The sequence below is a fragment of the Paraburkholderia fynbosensis genome (assembly GCF_902859935.1).
Lineage (GTDB): Bacteria > Pseudomonadota > Gammaproteobacteria > Burkholderiales > Burkholderiaceae > Paraburkholderia > Paraburkholderia fynbosensis.
Genome location: NZ_CADIKI010000024.1, coordinates 44,458 through 70,649 on the forward strand (window position 1 = coordinate 44,458; position 26,192 = coordinate 70,649).

26 protein-coding genes and 2 pseudogenes are annotated in these 26,192 nt (G+C 59.2%); 22 read left to right on the forward strand and 6 right to left on the reverse strand.

The window, feature by feature from the left end; all coding sequences use genetic code 11:
- Window positions 1-194: 194 nt before the first annotated feature.
- From HV770_RS30980 to HV770_RS31040, 13 genes are all read left to right on the forward strand, one after another.
- Window positions 195-1,118, forward strand: coding sequence for a cyclase family protein (locus HV770_RS30980; RefSeq protein ID WP_175165336.1), 924 nt, complete (start codon window positions 195-197; stop codon window positions 1,116-1,118).
- Between the two features lie 58 nt (window positions 1,119-1,176).
- Window positions 1,177-2,220 carry an L-idonate 5-dehydrogenase gene (locus HV770_RS30985; protein WP_175165337.1) on the forward strand — a complete coding sequence of 348 codons (1,044 nt, stop codon included), beginning with the start codon at window positions 1,177-1,179 and terminating at the stop codon, window positions 2,218-2,220.
- A gap of 11 nt (window positions 2,221-2,231) precedes the next feature.
- The gene (locus tag HV770_RS30990; protein WP_175165338.1) at window positions 2,232-2,573 is read left to right on the forward strand and encodes a hypothetical protein; all 342 of its coding nucleotides are present in this window, start codon (window positions 2,232-2,234) and stop codon (window positions 2,571-2,573) included.
- Between the two features lie 2 nt (window positions 2,574-2,575).
- Window positions 2,576-3,481 (forward strand): SMP-30/gluconolactonase/LRE family protein, encoded by a 906-nt coding sequence (locus HV770_RS30995; RefSeq protein ID WP_175165339.1) that lies wholly within the window; start codon window positions 2,576-2,578, stop codon window positions 3,479-3,481.
- Window positions 3,478-4,575: a LacI family DNA-binding transcriptional regulator gene (locus tag HV770_RS31000; RefSeq protein WP_281366243.1), complete on the forward strand. Its 1,098-nt coding sequence runs from the start codon at window positions 3,478-3,480 to the stop codon at window positions 4,573-4,575. The genes HV770_RS30995 and HV770_RS31000 overlap by 4 nt, the downstream gene beginning before the upstream one ends.
- Entirely contained in the window at window positions 4,572-5,450 is an 879-nt protein-coding gene (locus tag HV770_RS31005; RefSeq protein WP_175165340.1) for an NAD(P)-dependent oxidoreductase, read from the forward strand. The genes HV770_RS31000 and HV770_RS31005 overlap by 4 nt, the downstream gene beginning before the upstream one ends.
- Before the next feature lie 17 nt (window positions 5,451-5,467).
- Entirely contained in the window at window positions 5,468-6,004 is a 537-nt protein-coding gene (locus tag HV770_RS39875; protein WP_425497508.1) for a gluconokinase, read from the forward strand.
- Window positions 6,005-6,298: 294 nt separating this feature from the next.
- Window positions 6,299-7,069 carry an SDR family NAD(P)-dependent oxidoreductase gene (locus tag HV770_RS31015; protein WP_175165342.1) on the forward strand — a complete coding sequence of 257 codons (771 nt, stop codon included), beginning with the start codon at window positions 6,299-6,301 and terminating at the stop codon, window positions 7,067-7,069.
- Between the two features lie 102 nt (window positions 7,070-7,171).
- The gene (locus tag HV770_RS31020; RefSeq protein ID WP_175165343.1) at window positions 7,172-7,858 is read left to right on the forward strand and encodes a nuclear transport factor 2 family protein; all 687 of its coding nucleotides are present in this window, start codon (window positions 7,172-7,174) and stop codon (window positions 7,856-7,858) included.
- A gap of 308 nt (window positions 7,859-8,166) precedes the next feature.
- Complete coding sequence (locus HV770_RS31025; protein WP_175165422.1) at window positions 8,167-8,994, forward strand: p-hydroxycinnamoyl CoA hydratase/lyase; 828 nt, start codon at window positions 8,167-8,169, stop codon at window positions 8,992-8,994.
- A gap of 35 nt (window positions 8,995-9,029) precedes the next feature.
- A complete protein-coding gene (locus HV770_RS31030; RefSeq protein ID WP_175165344.1) occupies window positions 9,030-10,481 on the forward strand; it encodes an aldehyde dehydrogenase in 1,452 nt (483 codons plus the stop codon).
- 117 nt (window positions 10,482-10,598) lie between these two features.
- Window positions 10,599-12,476 (forward strand): feruloyl-CoA synthase, encoded by a 1,878-nt coding sequence (locus HV770_RS31035; protein WP_175165345.1) that lies wholly within the window; start codon window positions 10,599-10,601, stop codon window positions 12,474-12,476.
- A gap of 173 nt (window positions 12,477-12,649) precedes the next feature.
- On the forward strand, window positions 12,650-13,669 hold the full coding sequence (locus HV770_RS31040; RefSeq protein WP_175165346.1) for a LacI family DNA-binding transcriptional regulator: 1,020 nt from the start codon (window positions 12,650-12,652) through the stop codon (window positions 13,667-13,669).
- Between the two features lie 291 nt (window positions 13,670-13,960).
- Here HV770_RS31040 and HV770_RS31045 read toward each other — a convergent pair whose 3' ends face one another.
- Window positions 13,961-14,938 carry an IS5 family transposase gene (locus tag HV770_RS31045; RefSeq protein ID WP_175165347.1) on the reverse strand — a complete coding sequence of 326 codons (978 nt, stop codon included), beginning with the start codon at window positions 14,936-14,938 and terminating at the stop codon, window positions 13,961-13,963.
- 352 nt (window positions 14,939-15,290) lie between these two features.
- Between HV770_RS31045 and HV770_RS31050 the strand changes: the two genes are divergently transcribed.
- The 9 genes and pseudogenes from HV770_RS31050 to HV770_RS31090 all read left to right on the forward strand — a co-directional run bounded on the left by HV770_RS31050 (window position 15,291) and on the right by HV770_RS31090 (window position 23,005).
- Complete coding sequence (locus tag HV770_RS31050) at window positions 15,291-16,364, forward strand: porin (RefSeq protein WP_175165348.1); 1,074 nt, start codon at window positions 15,291-15,293, stop codon at window positions 16,362-16,364.
- Window positions 16,365-17,050: 686 nt separating this feature from the next.
- Window positions 17,051-17,320 (forward strand): annotated as a pseudogene (locus HV770_RS31055) (FAD-dependent monooxygenase); the annotation flags it as partial.
- Window positions 17,321-17,526: 206 nt separating this feature from the next.
- Complete coding sequence (locus HV770_RS31060) at window positions 17,527-17,880, forward strand: BON domain-containing protein (protein ID WP_175165350.1); 354 nt, start codon at window positions 17,527-17,529, stop codon at window positions 17,878-17,880.
- Window positions 17,881-17,934: 54 nt separating this feature from the next.
- Window positions 17,935-18,667 (forward strand): annotated as a pseudogene (locus HV770_RS31065) (IS6 family transposase).
- 528 nt (window positions 18,668-19,195) lie between these two features.
- On the forward strand, window positions 19,196-19,771 hold the full coding sequence (locus tag HV770_RS31070; protein WP_175165351.1) for a DUF7713 domain-containing protein: 576 nt from the start codon (window positions 19,196-19,198) through the stop codon (window positions 19,769-19,771).
- A 98-nt stretch (window positions 19,772-19,869) separates the two neighbouring features.
- Window positions 19,870-20,298 (forward strand): hypothetical protein, encoded by a 429-nt coding sequence (locus HV770_RS31075; protein ID WP_175165352.1) that lies wholly within the window; start codon window positions 19,870-19,872, stop codon window positions 20,296-20,298.
- 164 nt (window positions 20,299-20,462) lie between these two features.
- A complete protein-coding gene (locus HV770_RS31080) occupies window positions 20,463-21,992 on the forward strand; it encodes a UvrD-helicase domain-containing protein (RefSeq protein WP_175165353.1) in 1,530 nt (509 codons plus the stop codon).
- Window positions 21,993-22,031: 39 nt separating this feature from the next.
- A complete protein-coding gene (locus tag HV770_RS31085) occupies window positions 22,032-22,526 on the forward strand; it encodes an antitoxin Xre/MbcA/ParS toxin-binding domain-containing protein (RefSeq protein ID WP_175165354.1) in 495 nt (164 codons plus the stop codon).
- Window positions 22,523-23,005: an RES family NAD+ phosphorylase gene (locus HV770_RS31090; protein WP_175165355.1), complete on the forward strand. Its 483-nt coding sequence runs from the start codon at window positions 22,523-22,525 to the stop codon at window positions 23,003-23,005. Before HV770_RS31085 ends, HV770_RS31090 begins: the two co-directional genes overlap by 4 nt.
- Before the next feature lie 142 nt (window positions 23,006-23,147).
- Here the strand turns inward: HV770_RS31090 and HV770_RS39880 are convergent, their stop codons facing one another.
- The 5 genes from HV770_RS39880 to HV770_RS31115 all read right to left on the reverse strand — a co-directional run bounded on the left by HV770_RS39880 (window position 23,148) and on the right by HV770_RS31115 (window position 25,791).
- Window positions 23,148-23,603, reverse strand: a complete 456-nt coding sequence (locus tag HV770_RS39880; protein ID WP_425497502.1) for an RNA chaperone Hfq — start codon at window positions 23,601-23,603, stop codon at window positions 23,148-23,150.
- Window positions 23,604-23,919: 316 nt separating this feature from the next.
- A complete protein-coding gene (locus tag HV770_RS31100) occupies window positions 23,920-24,141 on the reverse strand; it encodes a hypothetical protein (RefSeq protein ID WP_175165357.1) in 222 nt (73 codons plus the stop codon).
- 71 nt (window positions 24,142-24,212) lie between these two features.
- Window positions 24,213-24,527, reverse strand: coding sequence for a CppA family protein (locus HV770_RS31105; RefSeq protein WP_175165358.1), 315 nt, complete (start codon window positions 24,525-24,527; stop codon window positions 24,213-24,215).
- Between the two features lie 365 nt (window positions 24,528-24,892).
- Window positions 24,893-25,366 carry an RES family NAD+ phosphorylase gene (locus HV770_RS31110; RefSeq protein WP_175165359.1) on the reverse strand — a complete coding sequence of 158 codons (474 nt, stop codon included), beginning with the start codon at window positions 25,364-25,366 and terminating at the stop codon, window positions 24,893-24,895.
- Window positions 25,363-25,791 carry an antitoxin Xre/MbcA/ParS toxin-binding domain-containing protein gene (locus HV770_RS31115; protein WP_175165360.1) on the reverse strand — a complete coding sequence of 143 codons (429 nt, stop codon included), beginning with the start codon at window positions 25,789-25,791 and terminating at the stop codon, window positions 25,363-25,365. The genes HV770_RS31110 and HV770_RS31115 overlap by 4 nt, the downstream gene beginning before the upstream one ends.
- Window positions 25,792-26,192 lie beyond the last annotated feature (401 nt).

The following is a 26,192-nucleotide window of genomic DNA, read 5'->3' on the forward strand; positions in this document are numbered from 1 at the left end:
AGGATTTAGCAAAATGGCCGGAAATCCATGCTGGATAGGCTTAGTGGAAAACCCGCACAGTCTTATTGCGGACTCTGAGCTACTATTATGTGTACGGTCCCATTAAATGTTGCGTTTGACTTGCGGGTGCCACGTACGCGACTTACACCTGTGCGCGAGCCGCGCGCAGACTCTGACTGAAAGAGGTTTCGAATATGTGCAGCAATCATGGCCATGCTCCCTCGGCTGGGAGCGGCGAGGGGAAGGAAAACTGGGGGCGATGGGGGCGCGATGACGAACGTGGCGCTGCGAACTTCGCGACGGCTGAGAAGTTGGCTGCTGCGGCTCAGTTGGTTCGCACTGGTCGCGCGTACAGCCTTGCGCTTCCGCTGCAGCCCAAGGGGCTCCCGGTTAATCCGGAGCGTGGCGTGCCAGTGCATCTGATGTCGATCGACGCTGGCGACTTCGCGGCTGGATTCGAAATCGAAGGTGGTTTTTGTACGGCTGACGACTATTTCGCCATGCATACGCAAACCGGGACGCACATTGACGGTCTTGGGCATGTTTGGTACGACGACGCGCTTTTCAACGGGTTTCCCGCCAGTAGCGTTCGCAGTAACGGCGCTGCCAGGCTTGGGATTGAGAAACTCAAGCACCTCACGGGGCGTGGCGTGCTGCTGGATGTTGCAGGCTATTTGGGCGTCGAGCATCTTGCGCCGACCCATGTGATTACGCCCGAAGAACTTGAAATGTGTGCGAAAAGCCAAGGTACAGAAGTTGGAGAGGGCGACATTCTGCTTGTCCGTACCGGCTGGTTGGGAACGTATAAGGACGACGATCCTCGCGCCTTCTGGTGTTCCAATCCTGGTTTGGGCATCGCCGCCGGAGAATGGGTCGGTGCGAAGCGCGTAGCGGGTATCGGGATGGACAATTTCGCAGTTGAGGTTCATCCGAGTGAAACAGGCTTTATTGGCCCTGTTCACAAGCGTCTCATCCGCGACTTTGGCTGCTTTCTGATGGAACTCGTTGTGTTGGACGAGTTGGCTCACGACAAGGTCTATGAGTTCCTATTCATGGCCGCGCCTCTACCGATCACCGGCGGCACCGGTAGCCCAATCAATCCGCTTGCCCTGTGTTGATCCATTTGTATTGCGACATTCTTGACGCATCGCTAACTGAACGTGAAAGGAATTAATTATGCTTGCTGCCGTGTGCCACGGAAAGAAAGATCTCCGGATTGAGGACGTGGAAGATCGTGTGCTTGCACCGAATGAGGTGCGCGCACGAGTTGCGTTCGGGGGGATTTGCGGGTCGGATATGCACTACTTCCATCGCGGTGCGGTGGGTGACTTCGCCGTTCGTGAACCATTGACTTTGGGGCACGAAATCTCCGGGGTTGTGGTTGAAGTCGGAGCGGACGTGAAGGGGCTCAAGCCAGGCACGAAGGCGGCTCTGGATCCTAGCCGCCCTTGCCTCAAATGCGAATATTGCCGCCAGGGTCGCATGAACCTTTGTTCGAATATGTATTTTCTGGGAAGTGCCGGGCGCTTTCCTCACGTGCAAGGTGGGTTTGCACAACACCTCGTGCTGCACGAGGACCAAATTATTCCGGTGCCCGACAACACTGATCTTCTGGCGCTCTCTTGCGCCGAACCCTTGTCCGTCGGATTGCACGCGGTCGCTCGCGCTGGGAATCTGGTCGGGAAGCGAGTGATTGTCACTGGCTCTGGCCCGATCGGGCTTCTGACCATGCGCGCCGCAAAATACGCGGGAGCTGCAGAAATCGTAGCAACCGATGTCGAGGATCCTCCTCTTGAAGTCGCCCGCACGAAAATGGGTGCAGCGCGCGCAGTGAACATTGCACAAGACCCGGAAGGTCTTCAGCAATATGAGTCAGTCGGCGGGTATTTCGATGTTGCCTTCGAAGCGTCAGGTTCACCCGCCGCGCTGGCTTCACTGTTCAAGATGGTCCGTCGCGGCGGTCGAATTGTGCAATTGGGCATGCTTCCCCCGGGCGCCACGCCTATCCCCGTGAACATGCTGCAATCGCGCGAAATTGATCTGGTGGGTGCTTTCCGGGCCAACGGAGAGTTTCGCCTCGCGGTGGATCTGATTGTGTCCGGCGCAATTGACGTTTCGCCGATTCTGTCCGGTACGTACCCATTGGCTGACGCAACGACAGCTTTTGAACTCGCAGGCGACCGCACGAAGGTCGTCAAACTTCACCTGGAACTGAACTGAAAGGCATTAGCATGATTACGAGAACGGCAATCTTCGAAGGCAAAATCAAGGATGGTTGCGAGGAGCGATTTTTTTCTGAAATCCAGGTTCGCCTTGCACCGCTTTGGAAGCAGTTTCCGAATGCAAGTAACGTTCGGTTGCTTCGGATTGAAGAGGCTGACCAGGATGCAGCGCCAATCGTGATGATCCAGCAGATCGATTACCCGTCGATGGACGCGGTGAAAGCAGCACTGGAATCGCCAATTCGCACTCAGGCGCGCGCAGTGACCCTTGAGATCCTGGAAATGTTTGAGGGCCGGTTCTATCACCTGATGAGCGATGGAAATTTTGTCGCGACTGAGCCGGGAGCGTAACCGTGGAAGGCGAGTTCGAAATCATCGACCCAGTGTTCCAGCGTTATGTACTGCACAATGCGAAACTAGAGAAACTAGCGACCGGCTTTCGTTGGACGGAAGGCCCCGTATGGTTCGCCGATGCCGGTGCACTGTTGTTCAGCGACATTCCGAACAACGCGATCATGCGTTGGATTGAAGGCGTTGGAGTTTCGGTATATCGCTCGCCCTCCAACTATGCGAACGGCAACACCCGTGACCGGGAAGGTCGGCTGATCACATGTTCTCACGGGCAGCGCGCCGTAGTCCGGACCGAACAGGATGGTTCGCTGACCGTCCTTTGCGACCGGTACAATGGGAAGAGACTCAACTCGCCGAACGACGTTGTGGTCAAATCGGACGGAACAGTCTGGTTCTCGGATCCGCACTACGGAATCAAGATGGACTACGAGGGCGGTCGCGCAGAGCAGGAGTTGCCCTGCAATGTTTACCGGTTTGACCCGCACACCGGACGGCTGGACGTGATGGCCGATGATTTTGGTGGACCGAATGGCCTCGCTTTCTCGCCCGATGAAAGCCGCCTTTACATTGCTGATACTGGAGCATTCCACGACGACAACGCAGAGCGCCACATCAGGGTATTTGATCTGGAGGCCGAGGGGCGACTGAAGGGCGGGAACGTATTTCATACAGTATCTCCAGGCGCGGCCGACGGTTTTCGCTGCGACGAAGATGGCAATGTCTGGACGAGTGCTGCCGATGGTGTTCACTGCGTTTCGCCTGAAGGGCGCTTGCTTGGCAAAGTACGCGTTCCCGAGATGGTCGCCAACGTAACTTTCGGGGGGCGTGGGCGCAGTCGCCTGTTTATCTGCGCGTCGACATCACTGTATTCGATTTATTTAAACCGTAGGGGCGTACAAAAGCCATGAATTCCCGGATACCTTCCCGCGAACGCGATAAGGAAGACGACTTGCAGAGGAAGCGGTCAAAGCCGCCCCAGCGCGCAACCATACGTGACGTTGCACGCCTGTCCGGCGTCTCGCGGATGACGGTATCGCGCGTTTTGAGTGAGCCAGATGTGGTGCTGCCGGCAACTCGGGAGCGGGTCGCGAAAGCGATCGCCGACCTTGGGTATGTGCCTGACAAGGCGGCCGGGAGTTTGGCAAGTCGGCGCACGGGGTTCATCGCCCTAATTCTGCCGACTTTAACCAATTCGAACTTCTCAATGGTTGCACATGGCTTGACAGAGATCCTTCGCGAGCGTGATTACGATCTCCTGATCGCCTATACCGACTATGACCTCGCGGAAGAGGAGCGTCAGCTTACCAACCTGCTTGCGCGCCGCCCCGAGGCGATTGTCCTCACCGGCGCTACGCATCGGCGATCGGCAGTGCTCTCGCTGCTGCGGGCAGACGTACCGGTAGTCGAAATTGCGGACCTGCCGAATCAACCGATCGAGCACGCGGTGGGTTTTTCAAATTATGAGGTAGGACGCACCGCAGCGCGGCATCTGATTTCGAAGGGTTTCAAGCGGATCGGTGCGATCGCGAGCAAGAACGACGGCGACATCTGTGACCATCGCGGTGAAGAACGGGTTTGCGGCTTCGAAGACGAACTGCGTCTGTCCGGTCTATCAACTGACCTTGTCCTGAGGAACGGTCGGGCTCCGGTCTCGTACGAACATGGTTCGACGGCGATTGGACTATTACTTGACCGCGCCCCCGACATCGAAGCCGTGTTTGCGGTCTCGGACCTTTCCGCAGTAGGCGTCGTAATGGAATGTCAGCGACGTGGGGTTGATGTACCGGGGCGGCTCTCGGTGATGGGGTTCGGTAATTTCGACATAGGTCGCGAGATCAATCCGCCTCTCACAACGATACATGTCGATTTCCATGCGTTGGGCCAGCGCGCCGGACGCCTTCTTCTGGAGCTTGTGGCCGGGACGGGCGAAGATGCATCGGAAATTATCGACGTCGGTCTGTCGGTAGTTGAAAGAGGATCTGTTCGGGAGGCGAATGTATGAAGGTCGCAGTTATCGGTGTAGGCGTCATGGGTTCTGCCATTGCGACGCGTCTAATTCAGACAGGCGCGGAAGTGACGGTTTTCGACGCCTTTGCGGGCAAGCTTGGGCCGCTCGTTTCAATCGGTGCCACCGCAGCCGAATCTGCAGCGACAGCGACGCGTAACGCAGATTTTGTGATTACCAGTCTTAATAGCGCTGCAATCGTTGAAAAGGCTGTCTTCGGGCCCAATGGGATCGCTGCCGAGGGAAGCACCGACAAGCTTCTCATAGATATGTCGAGCATTGATGCCGGGCGTACATCTGAAATGGCCGCCCGATTGCGGGAACAGAGCGGGATGGGTTGGGTAGACGCACCCCTCTCCGGTGGTGCTCCAGCTGCTCTTCAGGGTACGCTGACACTGATGGTCGGCGGCACAGAGCAAGACGTAAAGCACGCCGAGCCCCTACTCGCTCAGTTGGCCGCGCGCTTTACGCGCTTCGGCGAGGCCGGGGCTGGTCAGACGGTCAAGTTGATCAATCAGGTACTTTGCGCGGCGGGGTTCATGGCAGTTGCAGAAGCGGTGCGGTTTGCCGAACAGCACGGAGTTGACGCTTCCAAGATTCCGGGTGCCTTAGCGGGCGGTCGCGCCGACTCGCGGATTCTTCAGGAGTTCATGGGGAAGATGGCCGTTCGGGACTTCACGCCGACGGGGCGAATTGACAACATGTTGAAGGACCTGGAGACAGTTCAGGCATCAGCCATGGCAAGGCGAATCCCGATGCCAGTGACCTCCGTGATCACCGACCTCCATCGCATGTTGGTTGCCGGAGGCTTTGGTGCTGCCGACAGCGCCGAATATATGCGTCTCTTCCGGCTAGGGAAGGGCGAGGTATGAGCGGGGCACTCGTTGTCATGGGAGTGAGTGGATGCGGTAAGTCCACTCTCGCGAAAGCAATCGCTGTGGCGCTTGGATGGCATTTTATCGAGGGAGACGATTGTCATCCGGCATCGAATATCGCCAAGATGCGAGCGGGTATTCCGCTCTGCGACTCCGATCGGTGGCCATTCCTCAATTCTGTAGCCGCAACGCTGCGCCGATATGTCGATGTCGGGGCCGTGGCGTCGTGTTCGGCGCTTAGGCTTTCATATCGAGATCGAATCCGTGCCGAGTGCTGTCAGGTCCGCTTCGTTCTCCCAGTGGTGTCCCCAGATTGCCTGAAGGCTAGGATGGCGTCGCGCGAAGGCCACTTCATGCCTGTATCCCTGCTCGAGAGTCAGATTGCATCACTTGAGCTTCCCACGGCTACAGAGCAGGCAATCTATGTGGATGGCGCGGCGTCAACTGCCGAACAGGTGCGTCAGGCTCTGTCGGCTTTAGGTCCGAACGCTCGCGCAAAGAGTGGCACGAGCTCACTTCCTCACCGGTCGGCAGGATCGGGCGCGGTCTAACGAATCTAGCTTCGAAACGTTAGAGACCTCCGATGTGCCCGTTCACATTTATCGCGCAATATGAGTAATATGGATATCAGCGCTGACAATGTCGGCGTCGCAATGAGACAAAGCATGTGCGCATGGTGGAAAGCGCTCAGCTCCTCACCGGCCGGCACGGACGAGGCGTAGTCTGACGAATCTGGCGTGAAAAATGTCAAGAAAATTTCGATGTGACCGTTCACATCGCCCTCAAATCCGAGTAGTATGGTCTTAGCGCTGACACGATGTCGGCGTCGCAATCAGGAGACAAGCATGAGCGAATCGGTAACAACTTCAGAAATTCATCTGGCCAAACCCCATCCGCAAGGTTCCGTCGTAGTCGTCACTGGTGCCGGAAGCGGCATCGGGCAGGCGACAGCAGTCCTCGCAGCGCGCCGAGGCTATCGAGTTGCCGCGTGGGATTTGAATCCGGACGGTATCCAGAAAACCATTGAGGCAGCAGGGGGGTTCGGTGCATCCATCACTGCAGTCAGCGGTGACGTGACGAACTCGAGTGCAATCGACGCGGCCATGAAGAAAAGCGCAGAGCTTGGGCCGCTCGTGGGGCTGGTGAATAACGCCGGACCTGTCGCAATCGGACGTGATCCGCAGTTCGCTGACACCGTGAAAGACGCCATCGGTAGCGTAGAGATGGTTACCGCGGCCTTTATGCAAAGCAATCCTGCAGAAGGCGCAGCGGTGGTCAACATCGCTTCGGTCGTTGGTCCAATCTTTGGTGGTGGGGCTGCATGGTATTGCGCGGCGAAGGCCGGCATTGTCGGCTATACAAAGTATATGGCTGCTACTCACGGCGGTCGCGTACGATTCAACTGCGTCGCCCCCGGCGGTCCAGTGCGCACCCCTCGCAATTCGAAGTTCATCGATGAAGGTGTCTTCAGCAAGCATCTTGAAAAGAATCCAATGCGCCGGCCCGGCCGGCCCGATGAGCTCGCAAGTGGAATCGTGTTTCTGCTAACGCCTGCAGCAAGCTACATCAACGGTGTTCTCCTGCCCATCGACGGTGGTCTCTCCATCGTGGAGTAAGTGTGCGCGGGGCTTGACTGCTTAAACCCCTGCCGGCCCCATAGGGCTGTATCCGCCGCGCGTCCCAGCCGGCAAGAATTCAATCCTTGAGGATGTTATCGAATGAGCGCTAACACCGTTTCCCCGAGCGAGCTTCAAGCACTCCAACACGAAATTTTTCGGTTGAATGCGGTGCGAGAAGTCCAGAATTTGATGGGTGCCTATACCGTCAACCATCTTCCGAAGAACATGCATGACCACATCGAGCTGTTTGCGATGAACATGCCCGATGTGTCTGTCGAGGTCGGCGACCGTGGTGTATACGTCGGTCCTGACGCACTGCGCACATTGTTCGGCAAGCAGTTCTCGATGGACCTGAAGGGCAATATGCTCATTCACTATCTTGCCACGCCGATGATTGAGGTGGCAGCCGATGGCAAGACGGCGAAAGGCGTCTGGCGATCGCCCGGTATTGAGGCCGTGAGGTATGAAGAGGGGAGAAACCCTGTTCCTCTCTGGTCGTTCGGTTCGTATGCATGTGATTTCATTTACGTGGATGGGAAATGGAAGATTTGGCACCTCCATTGGTTCCGCGTCGTGAAGTGCACGTTTAAGGATGGTTGGGTAGACGATCTTTCAATGACCTATACCGGGAAGATGGCCGAAAGCCCCGACCTCAAACCGACGACGTATCACAATCCCTATACGCCTGAAACTGTTCAGGAGTCGGTTCCGCCATGCCCGTTGCCCTATGACAGCTGGGCCGATGACGGATGGGCTGTAAAGGAACAGATTCTGGGCGAGCGCTAATTGGCGACAGGGGCAGCGTAGCGCCGTCGCCAACGGCAGATTGCCATGTATGTCTACGTGTCACCCGGGCCTTCAACAGATCGCGGAGAGGGGTCGGAAGAGGTGGCGATTCCCGATCTGGGCTAAGCGCCTTGTATGAGCACAGTGACCCAGGATTTCCGGCGGTTTTGCCTGAGATGCCGCACTGATCGAGGCTATGTGAACGGTCACATTGCTGCAAAGCGACCGGGTGGCGCTCTCAGTTGCGCTACCTGGTGGATAGATGGGAAGGCCTCGGCCCAGCTTGGCCGAATTCACGGAGAGAGATGATGAGTTACGAAGGACGCTGGAAAACAGTCAAAGTCACGGTGGAAGGCGGCATCGCATGGGTGGTCCTGAATCGCCCGGAGAAGCGCAATGCGATGAGTCCGACGCTCAATAAGGAAATGATCGACGTACTCGAGACAATCGAGCTCGATCCCGATGCGCAGGTGCTCGTGCTGACCGGCGAAGGCACGGCGTGGACCGCCGGCATGGACCTCAAGGAGTACTTTCGGGAGGTCGACGCGGGTCCTGACGTGCTGCAGGAGCGTATCCGTCGCGACGCGAGCCGTTGGCAATGGCAATTGCTACGCATGTATTCGAAGCCCACGATCGCGATGGTCAACGGCTGGTGCTTCGGTGGCGGCTTCTCGCCGCTGGTCGCGTGCGACCTCGCGATCGCTGCCGACGAAGCCGTGTTCGGCCTGTCGGAAATCAACTGGGGCATTCCTCCCGGTAACCTGGTGAGCAAGGCGATGGCTGACACGGTCGGTCATCGCGAGGCACTGCATTACATCATGACTGGCGACACGTTCACGGGCCAGCAGGCGGCGAAAATGGGCCTCGTGAACAAGAGCGTGCCTCTCGCACAGCTGCGCGAGGAGACCCTGGCACTGGCCGCGAAGCTGCTCGACAAGAACCCGGTGGTATTGCGCAATGCGAAGCACGGCTTCAAGCGCTCGCGTGAGCTTACGTGGGAGCAGAACGAAGACTACCTGTACGCGAAGCTCGACCAGGCCAGCCATCGCGACCCCGAAGGCGGTCGCGAAAAAGGCCTCAAGCAGTTCCTCGATGACAAGGCCATCAAGCCGGGTCTGGAGGCGTACAAACGCTGAATGACGTCTCATCGAATCGAGGGAGGGAGGAAAACATGCAAGAAAGCGGACTTCTGGTCGGCGGCGCGGCTCGCGCCGCATCGAACGGCAAGACTTTCGAGCGCATCAATCCGGCGACGGGTGAGGTCGCCACGCGCGCCGCTGCCGCCACGGTGGAAGACGCCGATGCGGCCGTGGCCGCTGCGGCGCACGCGTTTCCCGCGTGGGCCGCGCTCGCGCCCACGGAGCGCCGTAAGCGTCTCGTCGCCGCGGCCGACCGCATGGACGCACGCACGCCCGATTTCATCAGAATCGGCGCTGCTGAAACGGGCGCAATGGCGAACTGGTACGGCTTCAACGTCATGCTCGCGGCCAACATGCTGCGTGAAGCGGCCGCGATGACCACGCAGATCGACGGCGCCGTGATTCCGTCCGACGTCCCCGGTAGCCTCGCGATGGCCGTGCGTCAACCGTGCGGTGTCGTGCTTGGCATTGCGCCGTGGAACGCTCCGGTGATCCTCGCAACTCGTGCACTGGCGATGCCGCTCGCGTGCGGCAATACGGTGGTGCTCAAGGCATCGGAAGGCTGCCCCGGCGTGCATGCGCTGATCGGTGAAGTGCTGAACGAGGCGGGTCTTGGTGAGGGCGTCGTCAACGTCATCACTCACGCTCCCGAAGACGCACCGGCGATCGTTGAGCGCCTGATCGCGAACCCGGCCGTCAAGCGCACGAACTTCACGGGCTCGACGCGCGTCGGCCGCATCGTCGCGGAACTGTCGGCACGGCATTTGAAGCCCGCATTGCTGGAACTGGGCGGCAAGGCCCCGGTCTTGGTGCTTGACGACGCCGACCTCGACGCAGCAGTTGAGGGCATCGCGTTCGGGGCGTTCTTCAATCAAGGGCAAATCTGCATGTCGACTGAACGGGTGATCGTCGACCGCAAGATTGCCGATGCGCTTGTCGAAAAGCTCGTCGCTAAGGCGCGCACGCTCAAGGCCGGCGATCCGACCCAGCCGGGCTCGATCCTGGGAACGCTGGAAAGTGAAGGCGCGGCACGGCGTATCCGTGCGCTTGTGGAGGACGCGCGTGAGAAGGGCGCTAGTCTGCCCCTCGGCTGCGAGGTCAACGGCGCGATCATGCAGCCTGTGATCGTCGAAAACGTCACGCGTGAGATGAAGCTCTACGCAGACGAATCGTTCGGTCCGGTCGTGACGGTGCAGCGGGTGGATGGCGACGAAGAAGCGCTGGCAGTCGCGAACGAAAGCGAATACGGGCTGTCGGCGGCAGTGTTCAGCCGTGACATCGCACGTGCGATGAACGTGGCGAAGCGCATCGAGTCGGGCATTTGCCACATCAACGGACCGACTGTACACGACGAAGCACAGATGCCCTTTGGCGGCGTGAAATCCAGTGGCTACGGCCGCTTCGGCAGCAAGGCCTCGATTGCCGAATTCACCGACCTTCGGTGGTTGACAGTGCAGACTGCCCCCCGGCATTACCCGATCTGACTGGTACGCCAATCGGCACTCGCTTGCGGTGCAAAACCGCACTCGAAGAACGTAAGTGCGCCATCGGTTCCCGGCAAATCAGTGCCGGGAACATATTGCCTCATCTAGGAGAAGGATTTGGAATCGCAACTACGCGAGAACGCTCGGGAGACACCATATCGCAGTGTCGCCGTTAGTTCGGTCTCGCCACGCATCGAGCAACGTGGCGATTGCTGGTACATCGAGGCGACGGATCCACTGGGTAGTTATCCCACGCGCTTGACCGAGCGTCTAGCTAGCGGTGCAGAGGCACATCCTGACCGCCTCCTTGTCGCCCGGCGCGATTCGAATGGTGTCTGGCGCGGCATTTCCTATGGGCAGATGGCACAGGACGCCCGCGCTATTGGGCAGGCCCTGCGCGACCGCGGTCTCAGCGAGGAGCGTCCTCTTGTGATTCTTTCGGGGAACAGTCTAGAGCACTTGCAGCTTGCGCTGGGCGCAATGTGGGCGGGTATTCCTTACGCTCCGATTTCACCGGCGTATTCATTGATTTCAGGCGACTACGGGAAACTGCGTCACGTTCTGTCCACGTTGACACCGGGGCTGGTATTCGCTGACGAAATCGCCTCATACACGGCAGCGCTCGATGCGACGTTGGCCTCAGACGTCGAGCGAGTGAGCGTCACATCGCTTGAAGGTGGCAGCCCAGTGACTAGCTTCGCCTCGTTGCTAAATACAAAGCCACGAGACGTTGACACGGCTCACGAAAGTATCGATGGTGACACGGTCGCCAAGTTTCTCTTTACGTCAGGGTCGACCCGTCTCCCTAAGGTTGTTCCTACCACGCATCGTATGCTCTGCTCAAATCAGGAGATGCTCCTTGAGACATTCCCGGAATTTGGCAAGGAGCCGCCGGTGTTGGTGGATTGGCTGCCTTGGAATCACACGTTCGGGGGCAGTCATAATCTCGGTATTGCACTATATAACGGCGGTACGATCTACATCGACGACGGAAAGCCCGTTCCCGGCAAATTCGAAGAAACGTTGCGGAACCTTAGAGAGATTGCACCGACGATCTATTTCAACGTTCCGAAAGGTTGGGAAGAACTAACCATTGCGTTGGAGTCCGACGCAACACTGCGCGAGCGATTTTTCTCAAGCGTCAAGATGTACTTCTTTGCCGGCGCAGGCCTCTCAAAGGCAGCATGGGAGCGGCTGGAGCGCGTGACCCTGAAGTATTGTGGCGAACGGATTCGCATCATGGCCGGACTCGGCATGACTGAGACGGCTCCGTCATGCCTATTTACAACTGGACCTTTCTCCGGTGCGGGCTATATCGGTCTGCCCGCGCCCGGATGTATGACGAAATTGGTACCTGTCGACGGAAAGCTCGAGGTGCGCTTTCGGGGGCCGAATGTGATGCGTGGATATTGGCGCGCTTCGCCGGAACAGACAAAGGATGTGTTTGACGATGAGGGATATTACCGAACTGGCGACGCGGTGCGCTTTGTCGATGCAGCGCGACCGGAAATCGGCCTCTCGTTTGATGGCCGCATCGCGGAAGACTTCAAGCTCGGATCGGGAACATTTGTAAGCGTGGGACCGATGCGCGCGCGAATCATCTCGGAAGGCGCTCCCTATGTTCAAGACGCTGTCATAACCGGAATGAATCGCGACGATGTTGGGGCTATGCTCTTTCCCCGCGTAGACGCTTGTCGGACCCTAGCTGGTCTTGGCGCGAACTCGACGGCAAAGGAGGTGTTGAATGCGCCATCTGTTCGCGCCTATTTTACAGAACTCGCCGCTCGTTTGAACTCTGGAGCAACAGGTAGCTCCACATATATCGCACGCCTGCGAATCTTGACTACGCCACCCTCACTCGACAAAGGCGAAATTACAGACAAAGGGTCAATCAACCAGCGGGCGGTTCTTCAGCACCGGGCACACTTGGTAGAAGCCATGTATGCGAATGACGGGGCGGATCCTGAGGTCATCTACACGCGGCGGAAAAATTGACAATGCAGCGCTACGTGACCGACCAATCGCATCGACCTGTCGTGCGTCAATGAACAATGATGCCGTGCCCGATGACGATCGAGGTCACGGCGTCGCAGCGAATAGGTAGCATGGGGGGGTACTACAGTCCCCGCATAGGGGCACCTATCAAAGCCGAATATGGGAGCAGGACTGTGTCCGAAGCAGAAGGGACTCCGCGATCAGGGCGAGCAAGGGGGCGTGTCACGCAAAGTGACCTCGCCGCGCTAATCGGCGTCACCAAAATGACAGTCTCACGGGCGCTGGCAAACCCCAATCTTGTATCGAAAAAGACTCTCGATCGGGTGAAAGAAGCGGTTTTTCAGACCGGCTACGCACCGGATCTTGTTGCCGGTGCCTTGGCCTCAAACCGTAGCCGCCTGATAGTCGCTTTAATCCCGTCGACGGCTAACGGAGTCCTTCGGCAAACGTTACCGATTTTGAGCGAACAGTTGTTCGCTGCTGGATATCAGCTGATGACGGCGCGATGGGATTCCGTTCAGGCAGAAGACAGTGCAGCAATTGACGCTATTTTAGGCCGTCGTCCGGCGGCGATCGTTCTGGCCGGGGTGGTTCGCACCGGCTTGACGAGAAAGAAGCTTCTCTCAGCGGGGATTCCCATTGTCGAAATGTGGGACACGACGAAGTCTCCGATCGACATGTTGGTGGGCTTCTCTCACGCTGCTGTTGGAAGAACTGCGGCAAGGTACTTGCGGAGATTGGGTTGCGCTTATCCCGCAGTTGTGACGACGGGCGACGATTGGGCGCAAAAACGTACTCAGGCTTTCATCAAGTCGATTGTCGGCACTCGACCAGTACGTTTTGTAGTTGTAGATGCAACGGCGACTTTAGGTCAAATTGGCAATTCCTTGTCGATACTTTTGGAAAACGAACCCGACATCGACTCGCTTTTTTGCGCCGACGATTTCGCTGCGATCGGTACGTTGCTGGCTGCTAAGACGTGGCATTCGAAAGGTAAGCGAACGCTTCGGCTGGTTGCGTTCAGTGATCAAAACCTCGTCGACGGCTTGGATTTTCCAGTAACCACATTGCAGCTTGACGGTAGAAAAATTGGAGCCTTGGTTGCGCAGATTATTATTGAGCAGTTGAAGTTCGGCGACGTGACGCGAAGGCGGCTCAACGTGGACTTTACGACTGTGGAAGCGACCGCATAAAGCGGCCCTGTCGCCGATACACCGGGCGCGCGTCGTCATCACCGTGTATATCATCTCGCTGCTCCCGAAATGGATAAGGGACGCAAGACGCGACGAGCGAACCATCGAGCTTTTCCGAGGCGCACTAGACGTTCCCCATTGCTGCAAAACCTTAAGGCTAAGCTGAACAAGCCACTAAATCGGCGACGTGTCAGCGATTTGAACTTCGCCAGGTCATGAGACCGGGCTTAAGCCGTTGCTTTTCGGCCCTCGCGGGCCTGTTGGGCGGGCACTTTGCCCGCCTTTCGCCCACTATGGGCGTACCGGTGCCATCAGTTTCTTGCGCGACAGGTAGACGTTCGCCAGTGCGAGTGCGACGAACGCCCGGTTGGCGTTCTTTGCCAGCCCGCGATAGCGCACCTTGGTAAATCCCCACAGTCGCTTCACGACGGCGAAGACATGCTCCACCCGGGCGCGAATCTTCGACTTGTTGCGATTCTTGCCGCGCTGCACCTCGTCGACTTCGCCTCCCGCACGGCGCGTGCGCTGATTGGTAAAGTCGCGCGCCCTGGGCGCCTTGCTGTGGATCAGTTCCTTCTGGCTCGCATAGGCGCTGTCGCCGTAGACGCGCCGCTCCTGGCCGTGCAGCAATCGCGGCAGTGGATGCTTGTCGTGCACATTGGCCGGCGTGAGCACCGCGCTGTGCGCCAGGCCGCTCTGGCTGTCCACACCGATGTGCAGCTTGGCACCGAAGTGCCATTGCTTGCCCTTGCGGGTCTGGTGCATCTCGGGGTCGCGCGCCTTCTGTTCATTCTTTGTCGAGCTCGGCGCGCCGATGATCGTGGCGTCCACAATGGTGCCGCTCTTGAGCTTCAGGCCGCTGGCCTGCAGCATCCGGCCGACCTCGGCGAACAACTGCTCGCCCAGTTTGTGCGTCTCCAGCAGGCGCCGGAATTTGAGCAGCGTCGTCGCGTCCGGCACGGCTTCGCAGCCCAGATCAATCCCCACAAAGCGACGCAGGCTGGCGCTGTCGTAGAGCGCTTCTTCGCAAGCGAAGTCGGCCAGATTGAACCAGTGTTGTACGAAGTGGATCCGCAGCATGCGCTCCAGACCAATCGGCGGGCGGCCATTGCCGCGCTTCGGATAATGCGGCTCGATTACCGCGCACAGCTGCGCCCATGGCACGATCGCATTCGTCGTGTCGAGAAACTCGTCGCGCCGCGTGCGCTTGCGGTGCGTCTCGAAACCCGCACCTTGATCGGCTACCATCGCCAGCGTCTGCTGCTTCATCCTGTTCTGCCTGCCGCTTTGAACACGATCTCTATAACGCATGAAGTACCAACTCGGTGGACTTGATCAGCATTGCCTTAAGACGTCGTTATTGCACCTCTCTTCTAGGGTTTCCAATAATTCCGCGCGGTCACCGTTCTTGGTAAAGTCAATGTGACCGTTCACATCGATGCGCGGAAAGTGACGACTAGTAAAAGCGACAGCGCATCTAGTCTCAGTCGTTGGGTGCGCCGGATCAAGTGAAGTGTGAAGGGCACGGAAGAAAGCGGTCGCCCTGTACCCATATACGTTAGGTGTACCAAGCATAAATCAGAAAATATCGAAAAGACGTGATGATCCAAGGAGACGAAAGGTGAAAAAGATTACTGTTGCAGCGGTCGCCGCTTTTTGCGTAAGTGCAGTACATGCGCAAAGCAGCATCACGATGTATGGTCGACTTGATACCGGCATCGAGTATTTTACTGGCATACCCTCGACGACTGGAGGCTCCAAGTCCCGCTGGAGTGTTGAGAGCAACGACTGGGGAGTGAGCTATTGGGGCTTGATGGGATCGGAAGACCTCGGTGGTGGAACGCAAGTGACTTTCCATCTCGACACTGTGTTCAACGTCGCGAATGGAAATACTGTTCAGCCGGGCGCGATGTGGACTCGATTCGCAACTGTAGGTTTCACTAACCTGCAATACGGTTCGTTCTATTTGGGGAAGTCGCCCTTTATCTCGAATGAAGTATGGGAGTACGATCCACTTCAGCAAACCATTTGGTCGTCCGGCTCCCTCGTGCGTGCCCGAAGCTTGCCTGTGTCGATCAATAACATCGGGTATCGGTCGTCGAAGATCGGTGGGTTCGAATTCTATGGTCAGTATTCGCTGTCAAACGCGACTAACTGGAACGGCAATGGCACGACCGCGCAGGGGCGACAGGCAGGCGTGGCATTGTCTTATTCGTCGGCGCTCTTTCAGGTAAAGGGGATCTACGACGAGATTCGCGATCCGGCAAACGGAAAGTTTGACGACGTCTTCGCGCACTCGCGTGAATACTCCATCGCTACCAACGTATTCCTCGGCCCAGTCAAGCTATCGGCGGCGTATCAGACGTCCTCTGCGCCCGAGGCAGTCCCGGGCGCTCCGACTTTCATTCAGCATGGTTGGGCTGGCGCAACGTGGCATATAACGCCAGCAGCAGCTCTCATCGCGGTCGCCTATCACATCAACGCCAACCAGGGCGCGGGCAACGCAACGATCTATACGGTGGGAGGATCTTATTCGTTGTCAAAGCGGACACTGCTGGACTTTCAAGCGGCAACAGTCCGCAATAGCAGCACGGGCAGGTTCAGTCTAGAGCCGCTCCCGGCTAACGACCCTGGCAACCCGCTCCCAGGTCACTCGCAGTCAGGGGTTTATGCCGGCATTCAACACCAGTTCTAAACAGCCGAACCGTTGCGTCCCGGCCTAGAAGAATCTGCTTACTTGCCTGACCAGACTGGACAAAGAGTAAGCTGTCCACTATCGACGTCTATCCCGCGGCACTCTGAAGGAGGAGCACAGGCGTCCACCTATTGGTGGACACCTGCGGCTGACAATGACTCAGGGTTGAGAGCAGTTCGGTAAAGCAGGGAGGGCCCCGTCGCTGCCATGATGAAAATGGCAAGCGAGCATTGTTCTAGGCGGCGGTACGCCCGGTCCAACCGCCACAAGTGGTGATATTCTCAAGTCGTACCTCTGTTCTGGCGCTCTTTGTGGATTTGGTGGGCCGACTCATCAAGCGAGCTATGGACAGCTCGATGTTTGTCGCTCGCTTGGGACCATTGTTCCACCGACAAAGGTTCGATCAACCATTGGAGCCGCTCCTCAGCATCGAGTTGACCTTGTTGAATCGATGCATGGCAAGCCGGTATAGGGCTGTCGCGTACTTCCCCTAGAACAGGCAGTACAATTCGCGACGGCATTTCGCTTTTCGAACCAGCGGTTCTCATCGTCATTGGCCGCGGTGGCGTTGTATTGCAATTGCTTGGCTGCTTGGTCTGAAGTGCCGATACTGTATATGCACAGCATCACTGCTGTCTTGCGGAGACAACATGCGTTCTCAAGTCGGCTTCGTCGACGGGGCCCCATCGGCGAATCGCGCAGGCGTGCTCGAACAAAGCACGACAGACGCGCTCAGTCAGGCCGGACTCGGCGCGCGCATGCAGGCCGAAGGCCTGCTGCATCATGGCTTCGAGCTCGAATTTGACGGTCAACGCCGTCGCATCGCGCCGACCGAATTGACTGGGCACTCGATCACGGGCTATGCGCAGCACGAAGTCGTCAAGGATCTCGTTGTGGCGGGACTCGCGGCAGTCGATGCACCGAAGTTCAAGCGGTCGAACGTGTCGCTGCACGACTTTCCGCACTAATTGCTGTATCGTGTCTCCCGGCTGGCATCGCAGCCATTATGACCGCTCGCGCGCTCGCGTGGGGCATCGTTTCCGCTGAACGCTTGTGGTGGCTCCGGTCACAGTTCGATTCATAGCTGATCCCTATGAATTGACTGCTGAAGCGGACGTCCCGTGGTGGGACTACAGACTTAAGGCAATTGGAGAAAGTTGAAATGAAAGCATTCCCGGCAATGAAGGTGATCGGCGGTGCGCTGATCGTTCTCGCGTCCCTCAATGCTTACGCGCAAGACAACGAGGCGGCTTCGCCGGCCGCTGCCGCGCCGACCCCGGAGCAGACTAAGCAGGCTAACCGTGCGTTGCAACGCAAGGTGCGCGCCACGCTGGCGAAGACGAAGGGCGTGAGCGTCGCGAACATCATCGTGGGCGCGCGCGGCGGCGACGTGACGCTGGCGGGGTCGGTGCCCGACGGGGCGCAAATCGACCGTGCGACGCAAGCCGCCCAAGGCGTGGCGGGCGTGAAGTCGGTGAAGAACGCGCTGACCATTCGCAGCGAAGGCGGTCAGTGAGTGGTAGTTTTGGCTCTGTCAGGTTGCTGCGGAAGACGGCGGTACAATGAAGTGATGAAGAAAACCAAATCGCTTTATCACGGTTACCGCTTCCTTGCAGTCGTCATCAGCTGCGCGGTTCGCTGATATTTCCGGTTCGGCCTGAGCCTGCGCGACATTGAAGAGTTGTTGCTCGAGCGTGGTGTCGTGGTCACGCACGAAACGCTCCATTGCTGGTGCGACAAATTCGGCGCTGGATTCACCCGTTGCGCTAAAGCGGCGCCAAGCCGGGCAGCACGTGGCATCCCGACGAGATGTTCATGACGCTGCGCGGTTAGCGCGCACCCGGTGTGGCGAGCGAGACCAGGATGGTGTCGAACTCAACGTGCAGGTGCAAAAACGGCGCGACAAGGCCGCGGCCAAGCGCTTCTTTCAGCGGATGCTGCGATCCTATCCGGCGCCGCGCAAGGTCGCTGCCGACCAGTTGCGCAGTTATCCGGCGGCGAAGGCCGATATTCCCGAGCTCGCCCAGGTGGAGCACGTCTTCTTCGAATCGGCTGCGCGCGTGAACAACCGCGCCGAGAATAGTCACCAGCCAACCCGCAGGCGCGAACGCCAGGCGTGCGGCTTTCGCGATGCCCGTCGCACGCAGGCGTTTCTCTCATGCTTCGGCCCGATCCGGCAGCACTCCGCGTTGCCCAGACATCGGATGAACGCGGTATGTCATCGCGCGATGTCAAAAGAACGGCTCGCTACATGGCATGACTGGACCGGCCTCACTCGCAGGCATCCGGGCTATCCGAGATAGGATAACTATTCTTGAGGCCGGCACGTAGCCGGTGCTTCTCAACTTGACAGTGCCCTCGCCGGCTCGGTTGTCGCGCCCCAAGGTGCTGGGAACAAGATTATGCAAACGAACGGAGAAGCCTGTGTGAGACGGCTCTGGTCCATTTAACTTTACATAAAAAGAATGATCGCGTGTTAATACGTATTCCTATGTATTTGCCATCGATGAGGTACCGGCTACCGAGCTTCGGGCATATCAGGCCTGTAGCGCCTCCGCATGGAAGCCACCTGCAGTGCGACCTCATCGAACGCTTCGATCATGGATGGCGTGTCACCCTCCTGGTCACGCGGCGCAAGACGCCCGGCGCCAGTTAGGCGCAGCTCGCAGTGTCTGTCAAAATAGCGGCATCGGTTCGCCAGTTGCTGCGCACCCAAATGCGTCTTCGCGGGGCCGAATGTTGCCGCCAACGGGCGATCAACAGTGCCGAAAACGGCGACCGGCAACCAACCTCCTGGCGATCGCAGGAAGAACCGTTACAGCAGGCACGACATGGCACACGAGCGATGCGAACAATGCGGCAACCCGACGCCGCCCTGGGACACCATCCACTGCGGCTCCGGCGATGGCAGCTATGAATTGCTCTGCACTTCGTGCTTCAACGCCAGGATAGCCGAGTCCACCGGATTCACCGATTTCGAGAATGTTCGGCTTGACGCCATCCGGATGATTGACTGCGACGGGGAGGCCCACCAGTTCCATTTCCAGCTCCGGCTCCTGGGCGACCGGATTGCTCTGGATGGCTTTGAACTTCGAGGAGAGCTTCCTGCCGGTTACCGGTTCCAGCAGATCGGCGAAGCCGACGATGATGTATTCGTGCTGCTCGGGCGCCTCGTAGAAAAGATTCGTCGCGCGCTGTCGGTCAGGCACATAGATTTTCACGAGCGCCGGATCATTGACAGCACGGTGCGCGGACGTATCGAATGGGACGAATCCCAGCCAGGACACCTGCCGCTCGTGGTGGTCGATGGCAAGGAGGTCTCATGGGACGATCTTGGGCAAATGCTCATGAGCATGGAAGGATGGCATTTCCGGCTCGAGATCGCTGACCCGAGCGAAGAGCTTTGAGTCGCGGTGCCGAGACGGTGAAACGGGCGGCCATCCCTGGCCCCGAGCCGGTTTGCGAACCGGGGCCTTGAACGTTATAAGCCTGGTGGAGGAGAGCCGTGGTCGCAGTCAAGTACGACGATCTTTGCATGGCCTTTGACTTCGTCAGCTACGCCTCACCAATGGAGCATAACGCGTATGTCTCGCTCGATACGGGCAAGATCTGGTGGACTTCCGATTCCAGTGACGCGTTCGACGAGGAGATCCCTGACGAGCTTGCATCATCCGATCGTTACTTTGCGATACCGCACAAGAACGAGCTCGATCTCGGAAGAAGCCTCGCCTTGCGCTTCGTCTCACAGGCGTTGCCTGCGCGTTACGACCAGGTCGAAGGATTCTTCCGACGGCAAGGGGCTTATGCGCGTTTCAAGGACTTGCTGGAGCGTGAAGGCGCTCTCGAGCGCTGGTATTCGTTTGAAGCCGAAGCTGTCGAAAGGGCGCTGAGGCAATGGTGTGCCGAAAACGGGCTTGAGCTTGTTCAGACGTGACGGGTGCTGTCAGCTTTCACCGTGCCCAGCGCACCATCCCCTTTTTATCAAAGCGAAAGTTCTAATGACGCGACCCTCGCCGGGTTGCCCGACCGGCTACAGGCCATGCGAAAATCACCGACCCCATATCGCCAGGAGCGGGCGCACATGACGTCTGGTATCGCGTGAAAAGGAGCTTTATTCCAACGAAAGAGCAGCAAGCCGTGGTCGAGGCGGCGCTTCGCGTCGGGGACCTGAAGATCAAGGCATTTGCCGGCGCGGGCAAGACCTCCACGCTCCAGCTCGTGGCGGGGCACTTCGGCCATCGGCGCGGCATGTACCTCGCGTTCAACCGGGAAATCGCGGCGAACGCAGCCCGGCGTTTCCCGTCTCACGTTGGCTCGAGGACGATGCATTCGCTGGCGTGGGCCTCCGTCAGCCTGTCGCTCCGAAACCGGATGAGCGTTCAGGGCGAGCCACCGCACGAACTGGCTGCGCGTTACGGGCTGGGCCCGCTGGAAGTGCGGACAGTAACGGGCAAGGCCGTCGAAATCGCTCCATTCGAGATCGGGCGGATGATTGCCGATGGGCGGGACAGGTTCTGCCGGTCCGCGGATATCCAGCCGGCAGCGCAGCATATTGTTGTCGACGAAAAGATCGACGAAGCAGTGGCCGCGCAACTGCGCACCTACCTGCTGCCCTATGTCCGGCGTCTGTGGGAAGAAAGCAGGGCTGCCCACGCGGGGAGTGCCGTTTCGCCTGACGTGCTCCTGAAGCTATGGGCGCTTTCGGAGCCACGCATCGAGACCGATTTCATCCTCTTCGACGAAGCGCAGGACAGTGACGGTGTGATGCTGTCGGTCCTTGGCCGGCAGCGCCACGCGCAGATTATCTACGTGGGCGATCCTTATCAGCAGATTTATGAGTGGCGGGGCGCAATCAATGCGATGGCGCAGATCGACGCACCCGAATGCGCGCTCACGGAGTCGTTCCGCTTTGGCGCAACGTTCGCGGCACTCGCCAGCCGCCTGCTCGCACTGCTCGGTGAGTGCACGCCCATCCGGGGACAGGAAACCATCGGCTCGATCCTGGTGGATGATCCCGCGCTTGCGCCGCCGGTCGACGCAATCCTGTGCCGGAAGAATGTCACGGCGATCTGGCAGTTCGCCGCAGGACTCGAGGCGGGACATCGACCTGCGATCCGGATGAGTCCGGCCGAGATTCTCGCTTACGCTGACGGCGCGGACCGCTTGCTGGCCGGCCAGCGGGCGTTCCGCCCGGCGGCGTTTTCGCTGTTCGAGGCATGGAGCGATGCGCAGGCGTTTGCGCGCAGTGCATTTGGCCAGGACCTGCTGCCGGTTGTGCGGATCATCGACGAGCTCGGTACGGGCTATCTGCGGGCGCTGGCGCAGCGCTCGGCGGCGGAAGGCGCCGCCGACTATGTGATTTCGACCGTCCACCGTGCCAAAGGCCTCGAATGGAAGCGTGTCAAGGTGGCCAACGATTTCCGCCTGCGCGGTGCCGATGGCCGCCCGATGCCGGACGACGATGAACTCCGCCTCCTCTATGTGGCCGTGACCCGGGCGCAGCATGTCCTCGATATCTCGGAGTTGCGCGACGAGCTGCTGCGGCTTTTCACTCTCCGGCGCCAGGACCGGCCGGCGCAGCAGGTGGCCAAATGGGATAATCTTGATTCCCGTTTGAGACTGATCTAGAATGAGAGTAACGATGTTCTCATCTGGGAGGCTCACATCATGGCCCTGCATCATCCGTCCGGCCGTCACCCGGCCGCAGCGCATACCGGCAAGGCATTGGCCGGCTCTGGCCGGTCCGGCGCCCGCCCTGACGATATCGAAACATTCCTCGTCGAGTTCGACCCGCTCGAGCAGCGCCGGCAGATCCGCGAAGGCATGGAAGCGGCGATCATCGAGCGCGTTGCGAAGGACCTGCTGCACGTGCCGGTGCAGACGCTGCTTGCGAATCTCAATCTGCCGAGTTCGACGATCCTGCGCAAGATGGCGCGCCAGGAGCGCCTGTCGCCAGCCGAGTCGGATCGCGTCGCGCGCGTGCTCTATGTGCGCCAGCTTGCTGTCGAGGTGTTCGAGGATCCGACGCTGGCCACCGAATGGATGCAGCGATCGAACGCGGAGCTGGGTGGGCTGAGCCCGCTCGAAGTACTCGACTCACAGCCGGGGTACGACCGCGTGCGTGAAATTCTGCTGCGCGTCATCCACGGCGTGTCCGCATGAGGCTTTACCGTCTGGCGAAGGAACGGCGCGGGTATTACCGCGCCGATGATCTGAGCGGCAACGGGGCGGCGATCGCAGGAGGCCGCTGGAACCCGCGTGGCATGCGGGTACTCTACACCTGCTGCCACGCGTCGACAGCACTGCTGGAGGCGCTGGTTCACATGGCGGGCTTGCTGCCGGCCGGTGGCTATTTTCTGGTGACGCTGGAGGTGCCAGACGCTGTCTACGAGGCCGCGTTCGTCCCGGATTTGCCGGCAGGTTGGGCAGACCTGACGCGCGATCCCGCGGCGACAAGGGCGCGTGGGCGGCAATGGCTCGAGGCGGGCGAGCAGCTGGCGATGCGGGTACCGTCGGTCGTCTGTCCGAGTGATTTCAATCTGCTGCTGAACCCGATGCATCCGGAGATGGCAAGCGTCAGGGTCATCAGCAGCGAGCCTTTTACGCTGGATCCGCGGCTGTTTGGTCAGGCGAGGCGATAAGCCCGATGTCGATCGCCAGCGCAAGGACGAGGCGTCCGGGAGCAAACGCCATAAACTGAAAGTTATAGCGGTCTGCGTTCGTGGGCAGGAGCGCCGCGGCGTGTGTGCCGCTGGCTTCGTGGTGGCGAGCCGCGCAAGTTTCCTACGGGGAACTCCGCCGGCGCGGGAGGTGGCCCGGTCTTGCGCCGTTTGCGTCCGGCGTATCCCGGAACGACTTATGGGGTCCCCGGTGCTCACTGTCTTGAATCGTTGATACCGAGTGCTTGTAGACAGCTTGAATCCCAAATGGCGAATCGAGCAGGATGACCCGCTGATCGCAGGAACGTATCGTGCCGGACAGCCGGATCCCGTTGACCAGAAAGATGTTGACCGGTTTTTGTTCACTGATCAGGCTGTCCAGAAACGATTCCTGGTCCGCACAAGATGCTTTCATTTTGCAGGCCCTCGCTGTCGAATCCAAAGCGTACCGCGGCTGTGACCTTTTCGCCGAATCTGCTTCTCGCGCCGTCAAACGCCGTGGACGGGGTTCGCCACGGCGTCGGCGACCCGCAAAAAAGAAGAGGAGGGCTGCTGCACTACCGTGTGAACGGATTTGCATCGCTGTGCAGACGCACTTTTTCGATTTTCCAGGCTGAGGGTGTCTGTTGAAGGGGAATAGTCCCGGCACCGGACGGATCGCACGAACCGGTCGTGCTCACGCGGATCGTCCCTAGTACCTGTAGCTTCGCCCCTCGACATGGTCGATAGAGTCGGCGGACGCAGCGCCGGCAGTGCGCGCACTGATGTTGCCGTTGGGCAAAGCGTCTCCATTGCGGCTGGGAGCATCGCCTGAGGTGGCGCCCCGTCGTATCAGCACGCTTTCGCGCGGGGGCCGGCGCACGTTGGCCGTTCACGGCTCTGGAAATCCGGATCGCTCATCCGCGAAGGCGAACGTTTTTCAAAGGAGCGACGGTCGCCAGAATCTCTCCGTCCTGACCGAGAATCTGACCTGCGACAAATCCGGCATTCCCGGCCAGACTCATGATGTAGTCCATGGCGTCAGTAAAGGCGCCCCCGAAAACTTCTTCACGGAACTCCGGCCAACCCTTGCGGGTTTGCGACTGGTCCATCCAGATGATGTTGAGCCTGTTTACCATGCCCGCGTCCGAAAATCGCTGTTCCAGCGTCGTACAAGCATCGCGTCAAAGGACGCATTGTCCCGTCTCGATCAGGCGAATTGGGTTGGCGTCGCTTCCTGGCGCGCACTGATCGGGTGCGCGACGGTCAAGGCGTTGCGCGCTGCGAGGATGCGCCGGATGGTAGCGAGAGATTGTTCCGCCACCGGGCTCGGGCATTCCCGCCGTGGCAGAGGAAACTCCGGAACACGGACGCGCAGCTGCCGGCAGACGGCGGAAAGATACGGCTTGCCCGATTTCTCGCATCGTTGGATGGCGGCAGCGATGGCTGCATCGCCAATATTCCGGCGCAGCCATTCCATCGTTTGCCGGTCCTTCTTGTTGTGTACTCTGACCAGATGCTCCATCGTCGCCTCCCGACTGCCCCCATAGGTGGAATGGCTAGACGTTAGCGCGAGGTCGGGCCGAATTAGGGGTGGCAACGCACACTACAAGCGATCTGGACGTGTACAGCGTGTCCGGACACCGGGTCTATACGAAATTACATTGCGACCCTAAAAAATATTCGATAACTTTAATTATGTCAAATTATCAGGTCGGTTGACAAAAACTGACAGCCGTGTCGGCTTTGGCAACCAGACAAGGAGCATCTAAGACGGCGCTGCACTGGCCATTGCAGGCGGCGAGTGCCAACTGAACCGGAAGCGACGCCCGGGTCATCTCCCTCGAGAAGCAAAGCGTCGAGGCGAGGCTAGCCGACCACCATCATGATCTAGGAGTGTCCGACCGACGGCATCACAAAGAGGCGTTCGTCCCACACCACGGGTTGCGGCTCCGTCACGGCAATCCGCGTCGCGTCGGGGTGTGCGGGATTGACCAGCACGTTGAACTCTGCACGGACCACGACGGAAGGTACGATCAGGAGCGCGGTACGCGACTCGGTCAGCCAGGCGTCGCCGAACACCCTTGCCACCTGCAGTGGTGGCGCATCCCATCCCCCCGGCAACGATTCGGCCGAATGGCGTTCGACGCGAATATCGTCGGGAACCGCTGCTTCAACCCACCCGTGTGTCTTCGGTAGCTTGCCGATGCGCGCATGAACAAGAACCTCGAGCATCGCACCGGCGAAGGTCGACGCGGCGTAGATGACCGGTCGCCCCGGGCTATTGAAGCGGCCGCCCACCAGCATCGCGCCGGTGCCACTCCAGACCGTGTGTCGAGTGTCGGCGATTCGAAACAACTTCACGCCGGCAACCCGTAAAACAGTTTCCAGAGCAGCTCTTCGACCCGGCGCGCGCCGAGCTCGGTCAGCGCAACATCGAGCGGCGCCCGCCCTTCGAGCTCCGGGTGCGGCGTCGACAGGAATTCCCGCGCGTCCTCCTCGTCGTTCCAGACGTAGGCCGTCGTCGCGACGATCCTGGCCAGCCGCTCAGTCTTTTCCGATTCGTCTGGCGTCAGCCGATCGCGACGCCGCTTATAGGTCGCTTCGGGGATGATGCGGGCAAGTAGCGCACGCCGGGCGTCGGCATCGTGCGTCGCATGTTCGACGCCCGCGCGCAGCGCGGACTTGGGCAGGCCGTCGCGGACAAGTGCCTCGAGTTCCGCGAGCGTGTGCGGGACCTGCCGCAGTTCCATGACCGCGGCCACTGCTTCAGGCGTGATCAGTGACATGCGACTCCCGACTAAAGTATCAGTTGATCCCTAATGATAGCGCAATTGATACCGTCCGCAAACCCATCTTCGATCTGGCGGGCGCCAGCGCGGAGACTGCCGAGGCGGTCACCTCGACATCGTCCGTGCCTGCGAGAATCGCCCACATAGCATGACGGCACGTCACGGCCTACAAAAATCTTTCATACACGAAACGCTCAAGCACTTAAGCATCCGCTCGCGACAGGATGTCGCACCGGGCACACGGATAAACCATTTATGGTGCACTGCACAAGCCCGTGTGATTGGCAGATGCGATTTGACGGTCGTGTTATAGTGCACTGCACAATCTCTGACCGATCGGCAAGTGCGATCTGACGACCGCGTCCCGGCGTTGCCGGGTTGCGGACAGACATGCCGCT